The following is a 20,134-nucleotide window of genomic DNA, read 5'->3' on the forward strand; positions in this document are numbered from 1 at the left end:
TTATCTGACAGGCACCGTGCATACAACTGAAGGCTATCGAAGAGGCAAAATGCGCGCTAAACCGGCAACCCGGCCAACGCCTTAACCTCACGAATGCACATGTTCGAGTGAACGCGCGCAACGCCGGGCAGCTTGGCGACGAGTTCCCGGTGCAGGCTTTCAAACGCCGCCGCGTCCTCGCAAACAATCCGCAGGATATAATCGGACTGGCCTGCCATCAGGTAGCACTCGAGAATTTCCGGGATCGCACGGACCGCCGTCTCGAACGCCTCGAGCACCTTTTCGCTCTGGCTCACCAGCGAAACCTCGATGAAAAACTGCATTGAAAAGCCAAGCTGCTCCCTGTCGAGCGCAGCTCGGTACCCGGTCACCATGCCCCGCTCCTCGAGAGTCTTGAGACGCCGGTGACACGCTGACGCGCTCAATCCCACCCGCGCGCCGAGCTCCGCCATACTGAGATTGGAATCCCGCTGTATGGCACGGAGGATTTTGCGATCGATATCGGCAATTTGCAGTTTCATCCGGGTAATTTCTCAATTTCTCGAATGTTGTCTCGCAATCTGCCGCAGCATCCACCGAGAAAGCAACCGAAATGCGCGCTTCAATTGTTAAACTCATACATTCACCAAGCATGAGGGGAGCTTTGCGATGCGTATCGGTGTACCCAGAGAAATCAAAAACCATGAATATCGGGTTGGCCTGACCCCGGAAAGCGTCGACGAACTCGTCGCGCACGGCCATGAACTCCTGATCGAAACCGGAGCCGGAGACGGCGTCGGAGCCTCGGACGAAGCCTACCAGGCCGCCGGTGCAAAAATCGCCCCGGATGCGGGGAGCGTCTTCGCGGGCTCGGAGATGATCGTCAAGGTCAAGGAACCGCAGACGGTCGAGCGCGCCATGCTGCGCGAGGGACAAGTGTTGTTCACCTATCTCCATCTCGCCCCTGACCCCGATCAAACCCGCGACCTCGTCAATTCCGGCGCCACCTGTATCGCCTACGAGACGGTGACTGACCCGTCCGGTGCCTTGCCGCTGCTAAAGCCCATGAGCCAGGTCGCCGGCCGCATGTCGGTGCACGCGGGCGCCAACGCGCTCGAAAAGGCCCATGGCGGCCGCGGCGTGTTGCTTGGCGGTGTGCCCGGCGTGCACCCTGGCAAGGTCACAATCATCGGCGGTGGTGTCGTCGGGTTCCATGCAGCGCAAATGGCCGTCGGCATGCAGGCGGATGTGACGGTTCTCGACAGGAGCCCAACGGCCCTCGAGCGGCTATCGGGGCACTTCGGCGCGCAGGCGCGCGTGCTATATGCGAATAGCGCTGCGATCGCCGCGAGCGTTGCCGAGGCCGATCTCGTGATTGGCGCCGTTCTCGTTCCGGGCGCCGCCGCGCCAAAACTTGTGACACGCGACATGCTCGGGACCATGCAGCAAGGTGCCGTGCTCGTCGACGTCGCCATCGACCAGGGCGGTTGTTTCGAGACCTCGAAGCCCACAACCCACGCCGATCCGACCTACGTCATTGACGGTATCGTGCACTACTGCGTGGCCAACATGCCGGGTGCAGTCGCACGGACCTCGACCTATGCGCTCAACAACGTGACCCTGCCCTTCACGCTGGCCCTCGCCAACAAGGGATGGAAACAGGCTCTGGCCGACGATATGCACCTGCGCAACGGGCTCAATGTTTCGGCCGGCAAGATCACCTGCGCCCCGGTTGCCCAGGTTCTCGGCTACGACTATGTGCCCGCTGAATCGATGATCGCAGCCTGAAACGCAAGAAAGGCGCGCCCGGCAAGCGCGCCTTCCAAATTGATTTGCAGTACGCTTTAGCGCGTAAAGATCTTCAGCGTACGCCCTTCCACGCCGAAAGCGAGGATGTCGCTGGGCGAACGGCCGCTCTGCAAGAGAGCGGCATTGACCACCGGATTGCGAGCCGCCGCACCCTGCGCGGCTCCAACACCGTTGGCCTGGGCGAGCCCCATTGCCTGATTGCGCAGGGATTCGCAAAGCCCCACAATCGTAACGTCGACTGCGGAGGACCAGCCCGCGATGAGGTTCTGGTACGAGCGGTTCTGTGCAATCATGTTGAGCACCGGCCCGGCATCCTGATTGGCGCAGGATGCGGAGTAACCGAGCGGAACCGGGGAACGTGAACTCGCGACGCCTGTGTCATCGGAACCATCACCGGAGCCGCCACCACCAGAGCCGCCGCCCCCGCCGGAACCGCCGCCGCCACCGGAGCCACCGCCTCCGCCGGAGCCACCGCCGCCATTGCCATCATCGTCGTCGCCACCGAGGCCGACTTCGACGTCGAGTACGTCGTCGCCCCCGACGCTCACACGAGCCCTGGCTGTGTCATTGAGCAAACCGACATCCGCGTCGACGAGACTGTCGCGCCCCGTGCCAACATTGGCCGTAGCGGTCCCGCTTAGGACACCGGCGTCCACGAGACTGTCCTCACCACCGACCCTGACGTTCGCCGCTCCACCCAGAACGTCTACGTTCAGGCCGTCGTCGGTGTCGACATCCACAATCCCCGACAGACCACCACCGAGTAGCCCGCCGCCGTCTCCGCCGCCGCCACGGAGGAGTTGTGCCGAAACCGGGGTTGTCATTGCGCTCACCGAAAGCAGTCCGGCTGCGGCCATTCCTAACGTCCATTTCATTTTGGCCTCCAAGTACTCGAAAAACCACCCTCACAATCGAGGGCAGGCCTAATCTTAGTTTGAGTAAATAGATACGTAAGCACCGACTGGAATGCTGGTTCATCCCGCATTAACCGTCTCATGCATAGTTTACTATTAATAAGAAAAAGATTTAATTTATTTAAAGTAACTTGCAGTGATAAACCGTATGTGGTTGCACCTACAGGCTTTTATTCCAAAAATTCAGTTTCTCGTAGGCCTTGGAACTAATTCCGATAGCCAGAGTTACTGTTAAGGGAAAGTGCGTAATTGCGCATAGGTGCGACTCCCCGTCGCACTCTGAGGGATTTATCGTAAATACGGATCGGGGATGGTGTCCCGTTATAGGACGAGGAGCCGACGTATTGCGTAGGCCGAAACCGCTAACTGCGGACTGAACGCACCGGCATGTCGCCTACGCGACCGACCCGGCCAGCACCACCACCGTGCGCGGCGGCAGCGTGATTTGCCCCTCGGCAATCGCAGCGTCCGAGTGCTGGTCGGAAACCAGCACGACACTGAAAGCGATACCGCTCTCTTGCGGTATGACCGCCTGGACCGGCTCGGTCCGTCGGTTGAACCACACAAGCATGGTTTCACCGGCCTCGTGCATGAACATGCCGAGCACGGACGCATCGGCGGCATTCCAGTCCGCCTCTTCCATTTCCCGACCGTCGGGATGGAGCCAGGCGACATCCTTGTGCCCGTCCCGAACTTCGCCGGTCAGAAATGTATCGGCGTTCAGCGCTGGGTGGTCCTTCCGAAACCGCGATAGCACCGCAACGAAGTCGATAAGATCGCCATCGGCTGCCGCCCAGTCGAGCCAGGTGATCTCATTGTCCTGTGCATAGGCGTTGTTGTTGCCATCCTGCGTGCGGCCGAACTCGTCACCCGCGGTCAGCATTGGCGTGCCGTGCGAAACAAACAGCGTCGCCAGCAGCGCCCGGACATCCCGATTGCGCGCAGCCAGAACGCCGGGATCGTCTGTCGGTCCCTCGACGCCATTGTTCCACGAATAGTTGGCGCCGTGCCCGTCGCGGTTGTCTTCGCCATTGGCCGCGTTGTGTTTTTCGGCAAACGAGACAAGATCGCGCAGCGTGAACCCGTCGTGTGCGGCGAGGAAATTGACGCTGGCCGACGGCTTGCGATCGTCATGGTTGAACTGATCGGCCGAACCGGCCAGCCGGGTCGCAAGCCCGCTTAGCGTGTGCGCCTCGCCCTTCCAGAACCGGCGCACCTTGTCACGGTAGCGATCGTTCCATTCGAGAAACGGCTCACCGAACTGACCCACATGATATCCACCCGGCCCCGGATCCCAGGGCTCTGCGATCAGCAAACATTCGCTCAGGACATCGTCTGTCCGAATGCGCTCCAGCAGTTCCGCATCCCGCGAAAACCCGTTGAGCGAGCGCCCGAGAATGGTGGCAAGATCGAACCGGAAGCCCGCCACACCGAACTCGCGCACCCAGTATCTAAGGCTGTCGATAACGAGATTCTGGACCGCCGGATGATCGCATTGCAGAGTGTTGCCTGTCCCCGTGTCGTTGACCATGACCAGACGCCCGTCTGCCTCCACATGGCGGTAGTAGGTCCGCGCATCGAGGCCGCGCATGGATAGAACGGGGCCCTCCGCCGACCCTTCACCGGTGTGGTTGTAGACGACGTCGAGAATGACCCTGATGCCGTGCTCGCGGTAGCGGTCGGTCAGCGCGCGCAATTCCTGCGGCCCGCGGGGCATGATGCGCGGATCGGGCGCGAAATAGGTAACCGGGTTGTAACCCCACACATTGGTGAGCCCCAGCGCGGGCAGATGCCCGTCGTCGATCCAGCCGGCAACCGGCATCAGTTCCACGACGTCGACGCCGATATGCTTGAGATGCTCGATAACTTCGCGTGTCATGAGCCCGCCGACGGTGCCCCTGAGCGGTCCCTGCACGGCGGAATGCCGCATCGTGAAGGGTCGGACGTTGAGCTCGTAAATGAGGTTGGGCCGTGATGTGTTGTGGATCTCGACCGGTTCGCGCCGCTCGCCCTGAATAATCGCCTTTGGGATGAGGGGCGCCGTATCGACGCTCTCGGACCGTGGCAAACGCAGTTTGGGGCTGAGCACGAAGGTGCGGTCTATCTGCCGGGCGTAAGGATCGACGAGAAGCTTGTTGGGATCGAAATGATAGCCCTGCGCCGGATCGAACGGTCCGTCCGCGCGCAAGCCATACCGGACGCCGGCATCCAGGCCTTGCACATGTTTGTGCCAGACAGCCCCATCCTGTCGCGTAAGTTCGATCCTGTCGGTTTCCTCGTCGAAATCGTTGAAGAGGCAGACCCAGATTTTATCGGCTGTCTCGCTATATACGGCGAAATCGACTCCGGTCTCCGTCGCAGTAGCACCAAGGGTTCTGGATCTCACCGATCCAGGACGCCCGTCCTGGCCTTTGGCCCTGCTTCCCTCCAACGCCGTTCCCTTTCCCGCCGCCTGCATTGTGGCGCGCGCGTGACGCATAGACAACGTACCTTGCGACTCACGTCTAGTGAGTCTCCGGAATAATCTGAGCAAGGTATGTGGCATGTCGACGGCAAGTCGGATGCCCCAGGCGCTTCTCCCCTGCTTTCACCGGGGAGCCGCCTTCAGGTAACGACAGTGGGTCCGTCCCGTTCCGTGCGAGCCTTGATTTGCGCAATCCGGTCGGCCAGCGCGATCAGGTCCGAGAGCGCCTCCTGGGTATCCCTGTCATGCGCACCGCCGGCAGGTTCGTACCGTTCTATATAGACGCGCAGAGTCGCCCCCACGGTACCGGTGCCCGAAAGTCTGAAGACGATACGCGTGCCGTCCGAAAACCCGATCCGAACACCCTGCTTGGACGCCGTCGAACCGTCCACGGGGTCGAGATAAGAGAAATCGTCGGCCAGTATGATCTCGCGGCCATCAATTCCGGTCTCGCGCAGTTCGGGCAACTTGGCACGCAGGTCGTCCATCAGCCGGTTGGCAACCGCCGTATCGATTTCCTCATAATCGTGACGCGAATAATAATTCCGGCCGTACGTCGCCCAGTGCTCGCGCACGATCTCGTCGACGCCCTGCTTGCGCGCCGCGAGGATGTTGAGCCACAGCAGCACGGCCCAGAGCCCGTCCTTTTCGCGGACGTGGTCAGACCCTGTCCCCGCGCTTTCCTCACCACAGATCGTGACGCGGCCCGCATCGAGCAAATTGCCGAAGAACTTCCAGCCCGTCGGCGTTTCGTGCATTTCGATGCCCAGCTTTTCAGCCACCCGGTCTGCCGCCGCACTCGTGGGCATGGAGCGCGCGATCCCGGCGATACCCTTCGCATAGCCGGGAGCAAGGTGCGCATTGGCGGCAAGCAACGCAAGCGAGTCCGATGGCGTAACGAACCGGTTACGGCCGATGATGAGGTTACGGTCCCCGTCCCCGTCCGAAGCGGCGCCGAAATCCGGCGCATCCGGTCCCATCAGGAGGTCATAGAGATCCTTGGCGTAAACGAGGTTGGGATCCGGGTGCCCGTCGCCGAAATCCGGCAGCGGTACCGCGTTGATCACCGTCCCCTCAGGCGCGCCGAGCCGGCCTTCGATGATCGCCTTGGCGTAGGGGCCGGTCACCGCATGCATCGCGTCGAACCGCATGCGGAAGCCTGACGCGAACATGTCCGCGATCGCGTCGAAATCGAAAAGCGTTTCCATGAGCGCGGCATAGTCCGCGACCGGGTCGATAACTTCGACTGCCATCCCGGCGACCTCATGTACGCCGAGCGCCGAGAGATCGACATCCGGGGTATCGACGACTTTGTATTCGGTGATCTGCCTGGACCGCTCGTAGACCGCATTTGTGATCTTCTCGGGCGCCGGACCACCATTCGAAGCATTGTACTTGATGCCGAAATCGCCCTCCGGCCCGCCTGGATTATGGCTCGCCGACAGAACGATGCCGCCGAAGGCCGCGTAGTGCCGGATGATATGCGAGGCGCCGGGCGTCGAGAGGATGCCGCCTTGCCCCACCATCACTTTTCCGAACCCGTTGGCCGCCGCCATCCGGATGGCAATCTGGATCACCGTATCGTTGAAATAGCGGCCATCGCCGCCGATCACCAGCGTCTGCCCCTCATGCCCCGGCAGGCTGTCAAACAGGGACTGGATGAAGTTCTCGACGTAGTTGGGCTGCTGAAAATGCGTAACGCGCTTCCTCAGACCCGAGGTGCCGGGCTTCTGATCGTCATAGGGCGTGGTGGCGATGGTCCTGATCGTCATCTATTCCTGCCTCAAAAGGGATGTGTAGAGCCCGGCGTACTTCTCCGCACTCCTGTTCCAAGAAACGTCGGTTTTCATGCCCTTGCGCTGCATGCGGCTCCAGACCGCCGGCTGCCCGTAAAGGTTCATCGCGCGCATGATGGCTTCTCCCAAAGCGCCCGATTCGACTGGCGAGAACTGGACGCCGGTCGCGACACCGGCTTCGACGGCGGCCGTATTGGCATCGATAACGGTATCGGCCAACCCGCCAACGCGGGAAACCAGCGGGACCGCACCATAGCGCAGGCCGTAAAGCTGGGTGAGCCCGCACGGCTCGAAGCGAGAGGGTACGAAAATAATATCGGCGCCGCCCTGGATCAGATGCGACAGCTCTTCATCGTAAGCCGATACAAACCCGACTCGCCCCGGATGCCGTGCGGCAGCTTCGCTCAACGCAGCCTCGAGCTGCGGCTCGCCCGATCCCAGAACGGCCAGCTGGCCGCCAAGCGTCACGAGCCAATCGACATTGTCCGCCACTAGGTCAATCCCCTTCTGCCAGGTGAGCCGGCTGACGATGCCGAACAGCGGACCGTCGGACTGATCGAGCCCGAAACGCTGTGCAAGCGCGAGTTTGTTGACGCCGCGCTTGGAAATCGTGCTCGCGCCGTAGCCCGCGGCCAAAGCCGTATCCGTCTGCGGGTTCCAGGCGTCGGTATCGATGCCATTGAGAATGCCGTGCAGATCGAAGCCGCGCTGATTGAGCAATCCCTCGAGCCCCATGCCATATTCGGGGGTCCGAATTTCGCGGGCATAGGTTGGCGAGACCGTCGTGATCGCGTGGGCGCATTGAAGCCCTGCTTTGAGGAATCCGACCCCCCCGTAATACTCCACCCCGTGCATGGTAAAGGCCGCATCCGGCAGCCTGAGATGCGGAAAGACTTCGGCACCGAACTGCCCCTGGAACGCAAGGTTGTGAATTGTGACCACCACCTGCGTTTGGCTGTCGCCGCCGAACGCCACATAGGCCGCCGCCATGGCGCCCTGCCAGTCATGGGCGTGAATGATCCGGGGCTCATAGCCATCGACCAGGCCCTTGGCCAGTTCGGCTGCCACCCAGCCGAGCGCCGCAAAACGGGCCCAATTGTCCGTCCAGTCCTTGCCGAGTTCATTGACGTATATTCCGCCGGGACGTTCATAAAGGTGCGGCGCGGCAATTACGATGAGGTCGAGCCCTTCGGCCCGGCCTGCGATCAGTTGTGCAGGGCCGCCGAAAAGATCGTCGAATTCGGCGACCTGCCGCCCCTTCTTGAGCGCCGAAAGCACCTGCGGGTAGCCCGGCACCAGTGTCCTCATGGAAACGTCGTGCGCAGCCAGCGCTCCCGGCAGAGCGCCGGCCACGTCCGCAAGTCCCCCGGTCTTTACGAGCGGATAGACCTCCGAAGCGACCGAAAGAACGTCCATCATTGGCTGGCCAGATAGCGGTTGATCATGGGCTGGGTGATGAGCACGACGCCATTCTCGGTCCGCCGGAACCACTTTGCATCGAATTCGGGGTCTTCGCCCACGACGAGCCCTTCGGGCAGGTCGCACCGCGCATCGACGACGACCTTGGTGAGCCGCACGCCGCGATTGACGGTGCAGTGGGGCAAGACCACACTGTCGTTGAGTTCGGAATACGAATTAACACGCGCACCGGTAGACAAGAGCGTCCGCTTCAATTGCGCGCCCGAGACAATGCAATCGCCCGAAACCAGCGACGAGATCGCCTGCCCGCGCCGCCCTTCGATATCGTGCACGAATTTTGCGGGCGGCGTGATCTCGGCATTGGTCCAGATCGGCCACTCACGATCGTAAAGATCGAGCTGAGGGGTCACGTCGGTCAAATCGACATTGGCCTCCCAATAGGCGTCGATCGTGCCGACGTCCTTCCAGTACGAGACCGGCTCGTTTTCCGAGCGCACGCACGAGCGCGGGAAGCGGTGCGCCCAGGCCGAGCCGTTTTTGACGATATAAGGAATGATGTCCTTGCCGAAGTCCCGGTTCGACCCTTCAGTTGCGGCGTCGCGGCGAAGCTGCTCCATGAGGAAGCTGGTCTCGAAAACGTAAATGCCCATCGAAGCCAGCGACACGCCCGGCTTGTCGGGGATAGATGGAGGATCCTTCGGTTTCTCGACGAAATCGATGATGCGGTCGCGCCCATCAACATGCATGACGCCGAAGGCCGACGCCTCCGAAGTGGGCACCTCCAGGCAACCGACCGTCACATCCGCACCGGTATCCACGTGCTGGCGCAGCATCACCTCATAGTCCATCTTGTAGACGTGGTCGCCTGCAAGCACGACGATATATTTGGCGTTGTAGTCCTCGATGATATCGATGTTCTGATACACCGCGTCCGCGGTCCCCGCATACCAGAGGTCTTCGGCGACGCGCTGGCTGGCGGGCAGGATATCGAAGCTCTCGTTCCGCTCGGTCCGCAGGAAGTTCCAACCCCGCTGCAGATGGCGGATCAGGCTGTGCGCCTGATACTGCGTGGCGACCGAAATCCGCCGAATGCCCGAATTGATGGCATTCGATAGCGCGAAATCGATAATACGCGATTTCCCCCCGAAATAGACCGCCGGCTTGGCCCGTCGGTCGGTCAATTCCATAAGCCGCGTGCCGCGCCCTCCCGCCAGAACATACGCCATCGCGTCGCGCGCCAGTGGGGCCGGATTACTCTTTTGCACCATGTTCCTCTCCTTTTTACGCGCCCTTCAAGGCGTCCCTCTTGCCTTATTGTACCGGGCATTCTTGGTTTATTGTCCTGGCCGGCTCCTACCCCGAATCGTGTTGCAGGATCAGCGTCGAAAGCGGCGGCAGGACAACATCGGCGGTCGCCGGAAATCCGTAGTCATTCCCCGATGTCGCGGTGATGACGCCCTGATTGCCCATGTTCGAGCCGTGATACCATCCGGCGTCGGTATTGATCCGCTCGATCCAGCGCCCCGCCGCCGGCATCGGCATGCGGTAGGGCTCACGCGGTACGGGTGTGAAATTGGAGACCACGACGACGGGCGGGCTATCCGGCGCCTTGCGGACCCAGGCAAAGACCGAATTGCCGTGGTCGTTGCCGATGAGCCATTCGAACCCTTCGGGCTCGCAATCGCGCGCATGGAGCGCCGGCAATTCGCGGTAGACGGTATTGAGGTCTCCGATAAGCCGGCGTACGCCCTCGTGCGCCGGCGCATCGAGGAGCCACCAGTCCAGCGCCTTGTCTTCAGTCCACTCGTCTCGCTGGGCGAATTCCTGCCCCATGAACAGGAGCTTCTTGCCTGGGTGCCCCCACATAAATGCGTAGTAGGCCCTGAGGTTTGCGAACTTCTGCCAGTCATCGCCCGACATTTTCGACAGGAGCGAGCCTTTGCCGTGCACGACCTCGTCATGGCTCAGGGGCAGAATGAAGTTTTCCGAAAACGCATAGAGCAGCCCGAAAGTCATGTCGCTGTGATGGAACTGGCGATGCACGGCATCGCGCTGCATATAGCGCAGCGTGTCGTTCATGAACCCCATATTCCACTTGAACCCGAACCCGAGCCCGTTCGCATAGGTCGGGGCTGTAACCCCGGGCCAGCTCGTCGACTCTTCGGCAACCGTGAAACTGCCAGGGTGCTGACCGTAGGTTTCGGCATTCACGCGCTTCAGGAAGGCCACGGACTCGATATTCTCGTTGCCCCCGAACTGGTTGGGGATCCATTGCCCCGGCTCGCGCGAATAATCGCGATAGAGCATCGAGGCGACGGCATCGACGCGCAGGCCGTCGATGTGGAAATTCTCCAGCCAGTAGAGCGCGCTGTTGGTGAGAAAGGCTGAAACCTCGCGGCGGCCGAAATTGTAGATCGCCGTATTCCAGTCCGGGTGATACCCGATGCGCGGGTCCTCGTGCTCGTAAAGCGCCGTACCGTCGAAGCGGGCGAGCCCGTGCTCGTCGGTGGGAAAATGCGCCGGCACCCAGTCCGCGATCACGCCCAGTCCGGCCGCATGCGCAGCATCGACGAACCGCGCGAACCCGGCGGGATCGCCGAACCGCGCCGTCGGCGAGAACAGCCCGGTCGGTTGATACCCCCAGCTCGGATCGTAGGGGTGCTCGGTGATGGGGAGAAGCTCGATATGGGTGAACCCCATGTCGACAACATAGGGCACCAATTGTTCGGCCAACTGGTCATACGAAAGGAACGACCCGTCCGGCTTGCGCCGCCATGACCCCAGATGGACCTCGTAGATCGCCATGGGCTCACGACGGTAATCCCGCTGATGCCGCTCGGCCATGTAATCCCCGTCGGTCCAGCTGTACGGCGTAGGGTCTTTGACGACCGACGCGGTACGGGGGCGCAGCTCCGACTGCTGCGCAAAAGGGTCGGCCTTAAGCGGCAGCCTGTCCCCGTTCTTGCCGATGATCTCGTACTTGTACTGCGCGCCGGGACTTACGCCGGGAACGAAGATTTCCCAGATGCCGTTGCGGTTGCGCATCGGATGGCGCCGACCATCCCAGGCATTGAACGACCCAACGACGCTCACCCGCTGCGCGTTCGGCGCCCAGACCGCGAAATGCGTGCCCTCAACCCCCTCGAAGGTCATGAAATGCGAGCCGAGCTTGTCGAAGAGCCGCAAATGCGACCCCTCGCCGATGAAGTAGTCGTCCATCGGACCGAGGATCGGCCCGAACGAATAGGGGTCGACGACATCCCATTGGCCATCGGCATTCGCCGCGTGGAGAAGGAGCGGCTGCCGCCCGGTGACGCTCACCCGGCCCTCGAAAAAACCTTCGGGATGGCGTTGCTCGAGTTGACCGAGCGCCTTACCCGCGAGATTGCGCGCTTCAACCGTCTCGGCGCCGGGAACATAGGCGCGCTCGATCCAGTCCTTGCCGGCCTCGTGGAGTCCCAGAACAGAGAAAGGGTCGGTGTGCTGGCCCGCCACGATCCGTGCGATTGCGGTCTCGTCTGTTTGCCAGTGTGTCTGCGCCTTGGCCAATTGGTCTCTCTCCCCTGCGATGCCGTTCCATCGTTTTCCTGCGTGATTGAAAACGGGCGGTGTGGAAGACCGGAAACCGGCTCCACTCCTCGCTCAGAGTGAGAATCTGCCCCACCGCCCGGCGCTGTGCCGCAACCTCCGTTCCTCCTAAGCCCCCCAAATATCTTGCGAGTATTCCCTGATCGTACGATCGGACGAGAACCAGGCCATCCGCGCAGTATTGCGGATTGCCATCGCGTTCCATCGCTTGCGGTCTTCCCAGATCGCATCCACGTCGCGCTGCGCTTTGAGATAGGCATCGAAATCGCGCGCGACCATGAACCAGTCGTGATCGTAAAGTCCGTCCATGAGCGCGCGATACCGGCCCCGATCGTCAGGCGAAAAGACGCCACCCGAAATCGCCTCAAGGACCTCGCGCAACCGCTGGCACGTCTCAATGACCTCGCGCGGCGTACTGTTGCGTGCACGCTCCTCGGCCACCTCCTCCGCGGTCATGCCGAAGATGATGATGTTCTCCGGGCCAAGCCGCTCGCGCATCTCGACGTTTGCCCCGTCGAGGGTGCCGATCGTCAACGCTCCGTTGAGCGCGAACTTCATGTTCCCTGTGCCCGAAGCCTCCATCCCCGCCGTTGAAATCTGCTCGGAAAGATCGGCAGCGGGTATGATGGTTTCCGCAAGGCTCACATTGTAATTGGGCAGATAGACAATCTTCAAAAGTCCGCGCACGGCCGGGTCGTGATTGACCACCTTGGCGACGTCGTTGATGAGCTTGATGATGAGCTTGGCGTTCCAGTAGCTCGGCGCTGCCTTGCCCGCGAAAATCTTCACCCGCGGCACCCAGTTCTTTTCCGGATGTGCGCGGATCATGTTGTACTGGGCGACAGCCTCCATGACGTTGAGAAGCTGGCGCTTGTACTCGTGGATGCGCTTGATCTGGACGTCAAAGAGGGCGTCCGGGGAAACCGAAATCCCCAGGCGGTCTTTGATGACCGCGCCCAATCGCTCCTTGTTCGCGCGCTTGACGGCCGAAAACTGCTCCTGAAAGCCCTTGTCTTCAGCATGGGCGTCCAGCTTGATGATCTGCTCGATATCATCCTTGAAGTCCGGCCCGATGCGATCCGAGATGAGCTTGGTCAGCCCCGGATTGCACTGCATGAGCCAACGCCGGGGCGTGACCCCGTTGGTCTTGTTGTTGATCCGGTCCGGATAGAGCGCGTGCAGGTTCGCAAAGACCGTCTTTTTCATCAGCTCGGTGTGAAGCGCAGAGACGCCATTGATCGAGTGAGAACCGACAAAGGCCAACTGCCCCATGCGCAGCCGCCGTCCCCCATTCTCGTCGATCAGCGAGATGGACGCGATCCGGTCGTCGCCAATCCCCTTCTCCCGCGCCTCTTCAAGCACCATGGCGTTGATCGCATAGGCGATCTGCATCTGCCGGGGCAACAAGCGCTCAAGGAGCGCTACCGGCCAGGTCTCGAGCGCCTCGGGCAACAGCGTATGGTTGGTATACGCAAACGTGCCCTTGGTTATCCGCCACGCTTCGTTCCACCCCAATCCCTGGACGTCGATCAGCAGCCGCATCATCTCGGCGATGGAAATCGCCGGATGCGTGTCGTTCAATTGTATCGCGACCTTGTCCGGGATGGTTCCCAGGTCGCCATATTGCTGTAAGTGCCTGCGAATGATGTCCTGCAGCGATGCCGAGGAGAAGAAGAATTCCTGTCGCAGCCGTAATTCCTGCCCCGCCGGATTGGAGTCCGCCGGATAGAGCACGCGTGTGATCGCCTCTGCCTTGGCGCTTTCCTCGAGCGCTCCGATGTGGTCACCCGAATTGAAGCGGTCCAGCAGGATCGGGTCGATCGGTTGCGCGCTCCAGAGCCGCAAGGTATTCACGCGCGCGCCGCGCCAGCCTACGACCGGCGTATCATAAGCGACAGCGTGGACGTGCTCGGCTGGATGCCAAACCTGCCGTACAGAACCGTCGGGCTGCTGAACCGGCTCAACGTGACCGCCAAAACCGATTTCGTATGCGCTTTCGCGGCGCTCGAATTCCCAGGGGTTGCCGTGCGCGAGCCATTCCTCGGGAAGCTCCACCTGCCAGCCATCGGACATTTCCTGCCGGAACAGGCCGTGCACGTAGCGGATACCGTAGCCATAGGCCGGCACCTTGATCGACGACATGGATTCGAGAAAACACGCAGCAAGCCGGCCAAGGCCGCCATTGCCCAGCGCCGCATCAGGCTCGCGTTCGATCAATTCATCGATATCGACGTCGAACGAAGCGAGGGCCTCGCGCATCTCGTCCATCAGATTGAGGTTCGAGATCGCATCTCGCATCAGCCGGCCGATCAGGAATTCGAGGCTGAGGTAATAGACGCGCTTCTTCGAGTGCCGCCAGGTGTCGCGGGTCGACTCCATCCACTGGTCGATGATGCGGTCGCGCACGGTCAGGATTGTGGCGGTGAGCCAGTCCGTACGGCGCGCGACGATCGGATCCTTGCCAACCGAATAGGTCAGCTTTTCAAGGATTTCGTTCCGGAGGCTTTGCGCGTCATGCGCACGAGGCTGAGGTGTGGGGGCATCGAAGACGATAGGCTTTTGCGGCATGTCGCAACCCGTGGTTCATGACCTAGTCCTCCCCTCAGAGAAGGTTAGTCTTGCACGAGTATGAAAGACTTTCCAGCGCCTTTTGTCGCAGCCGCAGCGCCCGGGACGCCGGCGGCATGGGCCAATCGGATTTTTTCGCCTCCTCGGGAACCAACCGACCAGATGCCGCGTTTAGTTCAAGCCGATGAAGGCGCCCCTATCTTCATCGTGCCCAAGCCCTAGCTAGAGGATTGCCACTCAGGTGATCCTCTTTTTTTTTGCCGCGCGGCGGAACACAAAGCGCCAGGCTGCATTTATCCAGCGAACGAAGGCGTATCCCCCAACCCTTCGTCAGCAGAAAGGCCGGCTGCCTGAAGGCAGACCGGCCTTTCACATTGGGTCCGCCTGAATTCAGGTGAGATGACCCCCGTCAATCTCGAGACTGTAGCGCAGCGCGCCTTCATTGCGCACGACAGTTCCCTCACCCTCTACTGCCAGCGGCACCACATTTTCGAGAAAGGCAAGCGTCAGCGGCTCGAGTTCGGTCCCGTCCTTGCCGTCGCTTTCAATCCAGTCGAGCTTGAGGCTGCGCGCGCCCTCCGCATTGGAGACAAGCCGTGCTTCAACGTCGATGTGCCCGTTCACCGACACAAGTTGCCCGTGTTTGACCGCGTTGGCCGCAAGCTCGTGGATCGCGAGCCCGACATAAAGCGCCGCGTTGGGCGATATGACGATGTCGTCCCCCGATACGGAGACCGGGAGGGCCTTGTCCCCACGAAACAGCGCGACCTGCCGCGCGACGAGATCGCTGAGCAGGGCCCCGTGCCAGTCGCGGTCCGTGACAAGATCCTGCGCCCGCGCGATCGCCTGCAGGCGCCCCGAGAATGCCGCCACAAACCCCGAAAGGCTCGTCGAACTGCGCGCCGTCTGCGACGCAAGGCTCAAGATGATCGCCAGAAGGTTCTTGGAGCGATGGCTGACCTCGCGCAAAAGGCTTTTGAGCTGAACTTCGCGCCGCTTCTGATCGGTCATTTCAATAAGCGTAGAGAAGATACCGATCACCGCGCCCTCGGCATTGCGGTCAGGATCAACCCAAACGTCGAACCAGCGCACCTCGCCACCGAGATTGACCGGCAACTCGAAGCGTTGCGGCTCGGCGGTTTCGAGCACCCTGTTCTTTGCGGCGGTCAGCCGGTCCGCAGCGAGCCGCGGCAGGAAGTCGCTGTCGCTGTTGCCCAGGACCTGCGCATCGTCGAGCCCACGCGGCAGGTTCTCGGCCCACTGATAGATAAGGCCGGTGGACTGGTAGAAGACCGAAACCGGCGTACGCCCCAAAGCGCGCATCACAAAAGCAAATCGGCGGGAGCGGTCAAGCTCGCTCCCACCGGCCGTTCCGTCTGAACGGGTATCGCCCTGCGCAGCCTTTGTTTCGTTCTGACTCGCAGACTTTGCTTTTGACCGCCCCTCAGGCGAACCGTCGTCCCAAACCTCGGCGTGCATTAATCCCCAGCATCCATTCCTAGGTCCGCCGCCCCAGACCAAAAATCAAACCGATCACCATCGCGATCAGGAACACGAAGAACAGTATTTGCGCAATCGTCGACGCCGCACCGGCGATACCGCTAAATCCGAGCACACCGGCGATAATTGCGATGACGAGAAATGTCAAAGCCCAACCGAGCATGGGAGCACCTCCATTGTTTTCTAATGTTGACTTCCAAGAAGACAACGGAGCAGTCAGCCAGCCGGTTCCATTATCTGTGAACTGATGTTCACGCCGCCTGTTCGATTTGGTCCGAAAAGAAAAGTACTTGGCTAATCAAAGCCTTGACCATATCCGGCTGAAAGGGCTTGGTGACAAGGAACGCCGGCTCCGGACGCTCGCCGGTCAGAAGGCGCTCGGGAAAGGCCGTGATGAAGATGACCGGCACGTTGACACTCTTGAGAATGTCGTTGACCGCATCGATACCCGAACTGCCGTCGGCGAGTTGGATGTCAGCGAGGACCAGCCCCGGCCGCCGTTCATTGAAGAGTTTGACCGCCTCGCTATGGGTTCGGGCCACGCCGGTCACGGTATGGCCGAGCGTTTCCACCATCTGCTCGATATCCATCGCAATGAGCGGCTCGTCCTCGATGATCATGACATCGGTGGCAACCTGTTCGGCCATCTCGACCGCCGCCTCGTCGATCAAAGCCGAGAATTCTTCTTCGCTCACGCCGAGAATTTCAGCGCCTTCGGCCTGCGAAAATCGCTCGACGGCAAGAAGCAGGAACGCCTGGCGCGGCAACGGCGCGATCGCCGTGAGGCTGCGGCGAGCCTGCTCTTCCCAGTGATCGATGGGTGCGGGAAGGTCGGCGAGATTGATATCGACCGACTGCCAAAGCTGCGCAAAAACCTTATAAAGCCCAACCTTGGGATCGAGATGCTCCGGGAACAGAGCCCGATCGGCAATCAGTGCCTCCAATGTGGCACCGACATAGGCATCGCCGCCCGCCTGTGTCCCCGTCAATGAGCGCGCAAACCGGCGCAAATACGGAACATGGGGCGCAATCACTTCTGCAAGATTCATAAAAGAACTCCCTGGTATGCCTATCGCCCGCCTGGCGCTGGACGGGTTACAGTCGACCATTAACGATATGGACACACAAAAGTTCCCAACGGTCTGGGAACTTTTTTCTATTGACCTCGTTACCGCCCCACGAAACGATATCGTAAATGGGATGAATTACGTGACTCAAGCCAACCAGAGCAGAAAGCCGGAAAGCGCGCCGGCCGAAGAGTCCGCGCGCGAAAAACCCCGACTGGGCGACGATTCGCAGGCCTTTATCGGCTCCAAGCTGCGGGAGTTCTACGACGACGTCGTAGCCGAACCCGTGCCGGATCGTTTCGTCGAGCTGCTCAAGAAGCTCGGAGACGACGAAAAAGCGTCCAAGTAAGGGGGCCGTCATGTCCAGCTACGATTTCCGTGGCGAGTTGCTCGCCGTCATCCCCAACCTTCGCGCCTTCGCCATGTCCCTGGTCGGCACAGCCGACAAGGCGGACGATCTGGTGCAGGAAACCCTCGTACGGGCCTGGGACAAACGCGACAGCTTTACCCCGGGCACCAATTTGAAGGGTTGGCTCTTCACCATTCTGCGCAACGAATTCTACAGCCAAATGCGCAAGCGCAAGCGCGAGGTGTCGGACCCCGAAGGCGCGATGGCCGAAAAGCTCTCGGTGCATCCCGAGCAGGTCGGACGCCTCGACATGGACGATTTCAAAAAGGCGATCGGCACGCTGCCTGACGATCAGCGCGAGGCTCTGATCCTCGTGGGTGCCTCCGGCTTTTCCTACGAGGAGGCTGCCGAGATCTGCGGCTGTGCCGTGGGCACGATCAAAAGCCGGGTCAGCCGCGCCCGCGGCCAACTCTCGAAAATCCTGAAGCTTGAAGGCGACGGCGAATACGGTCCGGACGCCGTCGCGGTGGGGGTGATGAACCTCAACTCGCCCGCGGCCTGATTACGGTCGGGCCGCGGCACGGCTGGCACTCATTGGTGCCGGCTGAAGCGAAGCATCTCTTCAAGGGCGAGATCGGCGTCCCGGATGATCGCCGGATCCTTTGCCCCGGCATTGTGTTCCTTGATGCTTTTCAAGAGCTCGATCTTGCGCGCGTTCGAAAGCGTGGGATCGTGCGCGATCTCTGCGGGAGTACGGCGTACGCGCGTGACTTGAGACGGAATGCTGGTGCTATGATGCTGGGTCATTTTTGACAGGCCTCCTCTACCTGACCACCAAAAGTCGTCGCGAGCCTATCAGTTCCGTATGACGCCAATATTGATCCAGCGCAAAAAGGGCCGGCGGCAGCCGACCCTCTTCGGTATTGCAGCGGATGCGCCGCGTTATTGCTGGACGATCTCGCCTTCGACCTCAACCTCGGGCGACATGGCGTCGTCGCCTTCAGGGGCCATTGCGTCGCCGCCTTCAGGGGCCATTGCGTCGCCGCCTTCAGGCGCCATCACATCGCCACCTTCGGGTGCAGGGGCCATCGCGTCACCACCTTCGGGAGCCGGAGCCATTACGTCGCCCCCCGCCGGCGCGGCCGCGTTACCACCCTGCTCGCTGGCCAGCCATTCCTCGCGATTGAACTCCTGGGCGTTTTCCAGTTGCTCACGCGTCATGGAGGAAATCAACCGCTGCTCGCCGTTGGGGTCGGTGCCGAGCTGGAGGTCGGACCAGTTGATGGCCACGTTTTTCTGGCCGATACCGAGGAAGCCGCCGACGCCGACGACAACCGCCGCGATCTCGCCGTTCTGACCGAGCACGAAATCGTTCACCTCACCGATAACCTCGGCATCTTCAGCGGCGGCGGTGAAGATTTCCGCCCCGATGATTTCCGTTGCGAGCCAGCCATCGGCGTTGATACCCGCATCCTGCGCCTCAACAAGCGGCTCCTGCGGAGTTTCTGCAGGCATTTCCGCGCCGCCAGCCGGAGGCTGGACCGCGGGATCGGCGGGAGCCGGAGCCACGGCGTCCTGGGCAAAGGTGCTGCCAGCCATGGCAAGGGCGAGAGCGGTAGAAGCAAGAAGCTTGCTGTACATCTTTATTCTCCTTTAGTCGTTTCCTCCGGTCCCGTTTCACGCCTTGCGCGAGTGCATGACCGGTGTCCCTAACCAACGGCGGATCTCTGCACCAGTTCCGCAAGAACGGCCGAAATTCTCCTCTTTCTGAGCCCTGGGAACCCCGCAGAAGGCATGCGCGTTGGAAACGGGTTGAGCTTGCAGAATTTGTGGCTCAACAAAGGCGAAAATGCCCTGGGTTCGGCACACAGACGCCCAGCCCCCTGCACAATTTCACGCCATTTCTGCCGAGCTCCACACCCAAAGCGAGGCTGAATTGGCAAACGCCCCCATAAGAACCCACTCCCGCAGAGGCTTCGTCATCGGATGGATTTCCATCGTGGTCGTCGGCGTCCTCGCGTTCACGCTTGCATCCCTGCCGATGCGCCATTCTCACGCGGACGCAAGGCTCGCAAGCACCCCATATGCCGACCATTCCGCCCCGTACCGCGGGTGATACGGACGGTTTGCCTCGACTCGCAAGACCCGCTAGGCTCCGGCGCGAGGGCGCCCCCAGGGGGAGCGGGGCGTCGGCAGATGCATTTGGGGGGATCTGGCTTATGGCACTTTTCACCACATTCGAAGGGCGTATCAACCGCCAGCGGTTCTGGCTGGGCGTTATTGCGATTATCGCCGTGAGCATCCTGGGCGGTATCGTCTTCACGATGATTGCAGGCAGCAATACAGGGCTGCTCGTGCTGCTCTCTTCGATTCTAAGCCTCGTGTTGCTCTATCCTGGCCTCGCCATCGGCATCAAACGACTGCACGACCGCAACAAATCGGCGACGCCCTGGGCCTATATATTCTTCGGTCCCGGCATACTGGTTCAGGTAATGCAAGTGTTCGGCATCGGGTTTTCGGCACAGACCTCGAACGGCATGTCGGTCGTAATGCCGAATGCCCTTGGAGCCATCGTCCTCGCCCTTGCCGCCATCGTAGGCATCTGGGCACTGATCGAGCTTGGCTTTCTGAAGGGCACGACCGGAACCAACCATTACGGCCCCGATCCGCTGCAGCAATAG

At 61.1% G+C, this 20,134-nt stretch carries 17 protein-coding genes; 4 read left to right on the forward strand and 13 right to left on the reverse strand.

The features are described from left to right. Positions 1-56: 56 nt before the first annotated feature. Positions 57-521 (reverse strand): Lrp/AsnC family transcriptional regulator, encoded by a 465-nt coding sequence (locus LSG43_RS09660; protein WP_231803529.1) that lies wholly within the window; start codon positions 519-521, stop codon positions 57-59. A 127-nt stretch (positions 522-648) separates the two neighbouring features. On the opposite strand from LSG43_RS09660, the gene ald reads away from it, so the two are divergent. Next, positions 649-1,767, forward strand: a complete 1,119-nt coding sequence (gene ald, locus LSG43_RS09665) for an alanine dehydrogenase (protein WP_231803532.1) — start codon at positions 649-651, stop codon at positions 1,765-1,767. A gap of 56 nt (positions 1,768-1,823) precedes the next feature. Here ald and LSG43_RS09670 read toward each other — a convergent pair whose 3' ends face one another. From LSG43_RS09670 to LSG43_RS09715, 10 genes are all read right to left on the reverse strand, one after another. Next, entirely contained in the window at positions 1,824-2,663 is an 840-nt protein-coding gene (locus LSG43_RS09670) for a hypothetical protein (RefSeq protein ID WP_231803534.1), read from the reverse strand. Between the two features lie 433 nt (positions 2,664-3,096). Next, on the reverse strand, positions 3,097-5,088 hold the full coding sequence (gene glgX, locus LSG43_RS09675) for a glycogen debranching protein GlgX (RefSeq protein WP_231803536.1): 1,992 nt from the start codon (positions 5,086-5,088) through the stop codon (positions 3,097-3,099). Positions 5,089-5,306: 218 nt separating this feature from the next. Next, positions 5,307-6,938 (reverse strand): alpha-D-glucose phosphate-specific phosphoglucomutase, encoded by a 1,632-nt coding sequence (locus LSG43_RS09680; protein ID WP_231803538.1) that lies wholly within the window; start codon positions 6,936-6,938, stop codon positions 5,307-5,309. After that, positions 6,939-8,378 (reverse strand): glycogen synthase GlgA, encoded by a 1,440-nt coding sequence (gene glgA / locus LSG43_RS09685; RefSeq protein ID WP_231804652.1) that lies wholly within the window; start codon positions 8,376-8,378, stop codon positions 6,939-6,941. It abuts the gene before it with no gap. Next, a complete protein-coding gene (gene glgC / locus LSG43_RS09690) occupies positions 8,378-9,649 on the reverse strand; it encodes a glucose-1-phosphate adenylyltransferase (protein ID WP_231803540.1) in 1,272 nt (423 codons plus the stop codon). The genes glgA and glgC overlap by 1 nt, the downstream gene beginning before the upstream one ends. Positions 9,650-9,734: 85 nt before the next feature. Next, complete coding sequence (glgB, locus tag LSG43_RS09695) at positions 9,735-11,930, reverse strand: 1,4-alpha-glucan branching protein GlgB (protein ID WP_231803542.1); 2,196 nt, start codon at positions 11,928-11,930, stop codon at positions 9,735-9,737. Positions 11,931-12,077: 147 nt separating this feature from the next. Then, on the reverse strand, positions 12,078-14,537 hold the full coding sequence (locus LSG43_RS09700; protein WP_231803544.1) for a glycogen/starch/alpha-glucan phosphorylase: 2,460 nt from the start codon (positions 14,535-14,537) through the stop codon (positions 12,078-12,080). A gap of 390 nt (positions 14,538-14,927) precedes the next feature. Further along, on the reverse strand, positions 14,928-15,860 hold the full coding sequence (locus LSG43_RS09705; RefSeq protein ID WP_231803546.1) for a sensor histidine kinase: 933 nt from the start codon (positions 15,858-15,860) through the stop codon (positions 14,928-14,930). 175 nt (positions 15,861-16,035) lie between these two features. Next, positions 16,036-16,200: a DUF1328 domain-containing protein gene (locus tag LSG43_RS09710; protein WP_231803548.1), complete on the reverse strand. Its 165-nt coding sequence runs from the start codon at positions 16,198-16,200 to the stop codon at positions 16,036-16,038. 88 nt (positions 16,201-16,288) lie between these two features. Then, the gene (locus LSG43_RS09715; RefSeq protein ID WP_231803550.1) at positions 16,289-17,086 is read right to left on the reverse strand and encodes a response regulator; all 798 of its coding nucleotides are present in this window, start codon (positions 17,084-17,086) and stop codon (positions 16,289-16,291) included. A gap of 16 nt (positions 17,087-17,102) precedes the next feature. Here LSG43_RS09715 and LSG43_RS09720 point away from each other — a divergent pair, with 16 nt between their 5' ends. Both LSG43_RS09720 and LSG43_RS09725 read left to right on the forward strand, forming a co-directional pair. Continuing rightward, positions 17,103-17,453, forward strand: coding sequence for a NepR family anti-sigma factor (locus LSG43_RS09720; protein WP_231803552.1), 351 nt, complete (start codon positions 17,103-17,105; stop codon positions 17,451-17,453). Between the two features lie 10 nt (positions 17,454-17,463). Beyond that, on the forward strand, positions 17,464-18,015 hold the full coding sequence (locus tag LSG43_RS09725; RefSeq protein WP_231803554.1) for a sigma-70 family RNA polymerase sigma factor: 552 nt from the start codon (positions 17,464-17,466) through the stop codon (positions 18,013-18,015). A gap of 29 nt (positions 18,016-18,044) precedes the next feature. Here LSG43_RS09725 and LSG43_RS09730 read toward each other — a convergent pair whose 3' ends face one another. Further along, positions 18,045-18,260: a hypothetical protein gene (locus tag LSG43_RS09730; RefSeq protein WP_231803556.1), complete on the reverse strand. Its 216-nt coding sequence runs from the start codon at positions 18,258-18,260 to the stop codon at positions 18,045-18,047. Positions 18,261-18,395: 135 nt separating this feature from the next. Next, positions 18,396-19,094, reverse strand: a complete 699-nt coding sequence (locus LSG43_RS09735) for a PRC-barrel domain-containing protein (RefSeq protein ID WP_231803558.1) — start codon at positions 19,092-19,094, stop codon at positions 18,396-18,398. Between the two features lie 578 nt (positions 19,095-19,672). Between LSG43_RS09735 and LSG43_RS09740 the strand changes: the two genes are divergently transcribed. Beyond that, on the forward strand, positions 19,673-20,134 hold the full coding sequence (locus tag LSG43_RS09740) for a DUF805 domain-containing protein (RefSeq protein ID WP_231803560.1): 462 nt from the start codon (positions 19,673-19,675) through the stop codon (positions 20,132-20,134).

It is taken from the genome of Pelagibacterium xiamenense (genome assembly GCF_021166475.1).
In the GTDB taxonomy this organism is placed as follows: domain Bacteria; phylum Pseudomonadota; class Alphaproteobacteria; order Rhizobiales; family Devosiaceae; genus Pelagibacterium; species Pelagibacterium xiamenense.

Coding starts and splice junctions, on each gene's coding strand:
- LSG43_RS09660 (WP_231803529.1), bottom strand. CDS start 521: ATGAAACTGCAAATTGCCGATATCGATCGCAAAATCCTCCGTGCCATA.
- ald (WP_231803532.1), top strand. CDS start 649: ATGCGTATCGGTGTACCCAGAGAAATCAAAAACCATGAATATCGGGTT.
- LSG43_RS09670 (WP_231803534.1), bottom strand. CDS start 2,663: ATGAAATGGACGTTAGGAATGGCCGCAGCCGGACTGCTTTCGGTGAGC.
- LSG43_RS09680 (WP_231803538.1), bottom strand. CDS start 6,938: ATGACGATCAGGACCATCGCCACCACGCCCTATGACGATCAGAAGCCC.
- glgA (WP_231804652.1), bottom strand. CDS start 8,378: ATGGACGTTCTTTCGGTCGCTTCGGAGGTCTATCCGCTCGTAAAGACC.
- glgC (WP_231803540.1), bottom strand. CDS start 9,649: ATGGTGCAAAAGAGTAATCCGGCCCCACTGGCGCGCGACGCGATGGCG.
- LSG43_RS09700 (WP_231803544.1), bottom strand. CDS start 14,537: ATGCCGCAAAAGCCTATCGTCTTCGATGCCCCCACACCTCAGCCTCGT.
- LSG43_RS09705 (WP_231803546.1), bottom strand. CDS start 15,860: ATGCGCGCTTTGGGGCGTACGCCGGTTTCGGTCTTCTACCAGTCCACC.
- LSG43_RS09710 (WP_231803548.1), bottom strand. CDS start 16,200: ATGCTCGGTTGGGCTTTGACATTTCTCGTCATCGCAATTATCGCCGGT.
- LSG43_RS09715 (WP_231803550.1), bottom strand. CDS start 17,086: ATGAATCTTGCAGAAGTGATTGCGCCCCATGTTCCGTATTTGCGCCGG.
- LSG43_RS09720 (WP_231803552.1), top strand. CDS start 17,103: ATGCCTATCGCCCGCCTGGCGCTGGACGGGTTACAGTCGACCATTAAC.
- LSG43_RS09725 (WP_231803554.1), top strand. CDS start 17,464: ATGTCCAGCTACGATTTCCGTGGCGAGTTGCTCGCCGTCATCCCCAAC.
- LSG43_RS09730 (WP_231803556.1), bottom strand. CDS start 18,260: ATGACCCAGCATCATAGCACCAGCATTCCGTCTCAAGTCACGCGCGTA.
- LSG43_RS09735 (WP_231803558.1), bottom strand. CDS start 19,094: ATGTACAGCAAGCTTCTTGCTTCTACCGCTCTCGCCCTTGCCATGGCT.
- LSG43_RS09740 (WP_231803560.1), top strand. CDS start 19,673: ATGGCACTTTTCACCACATTCGAAGGGCGTATCAACCGCCAGCGGTTC.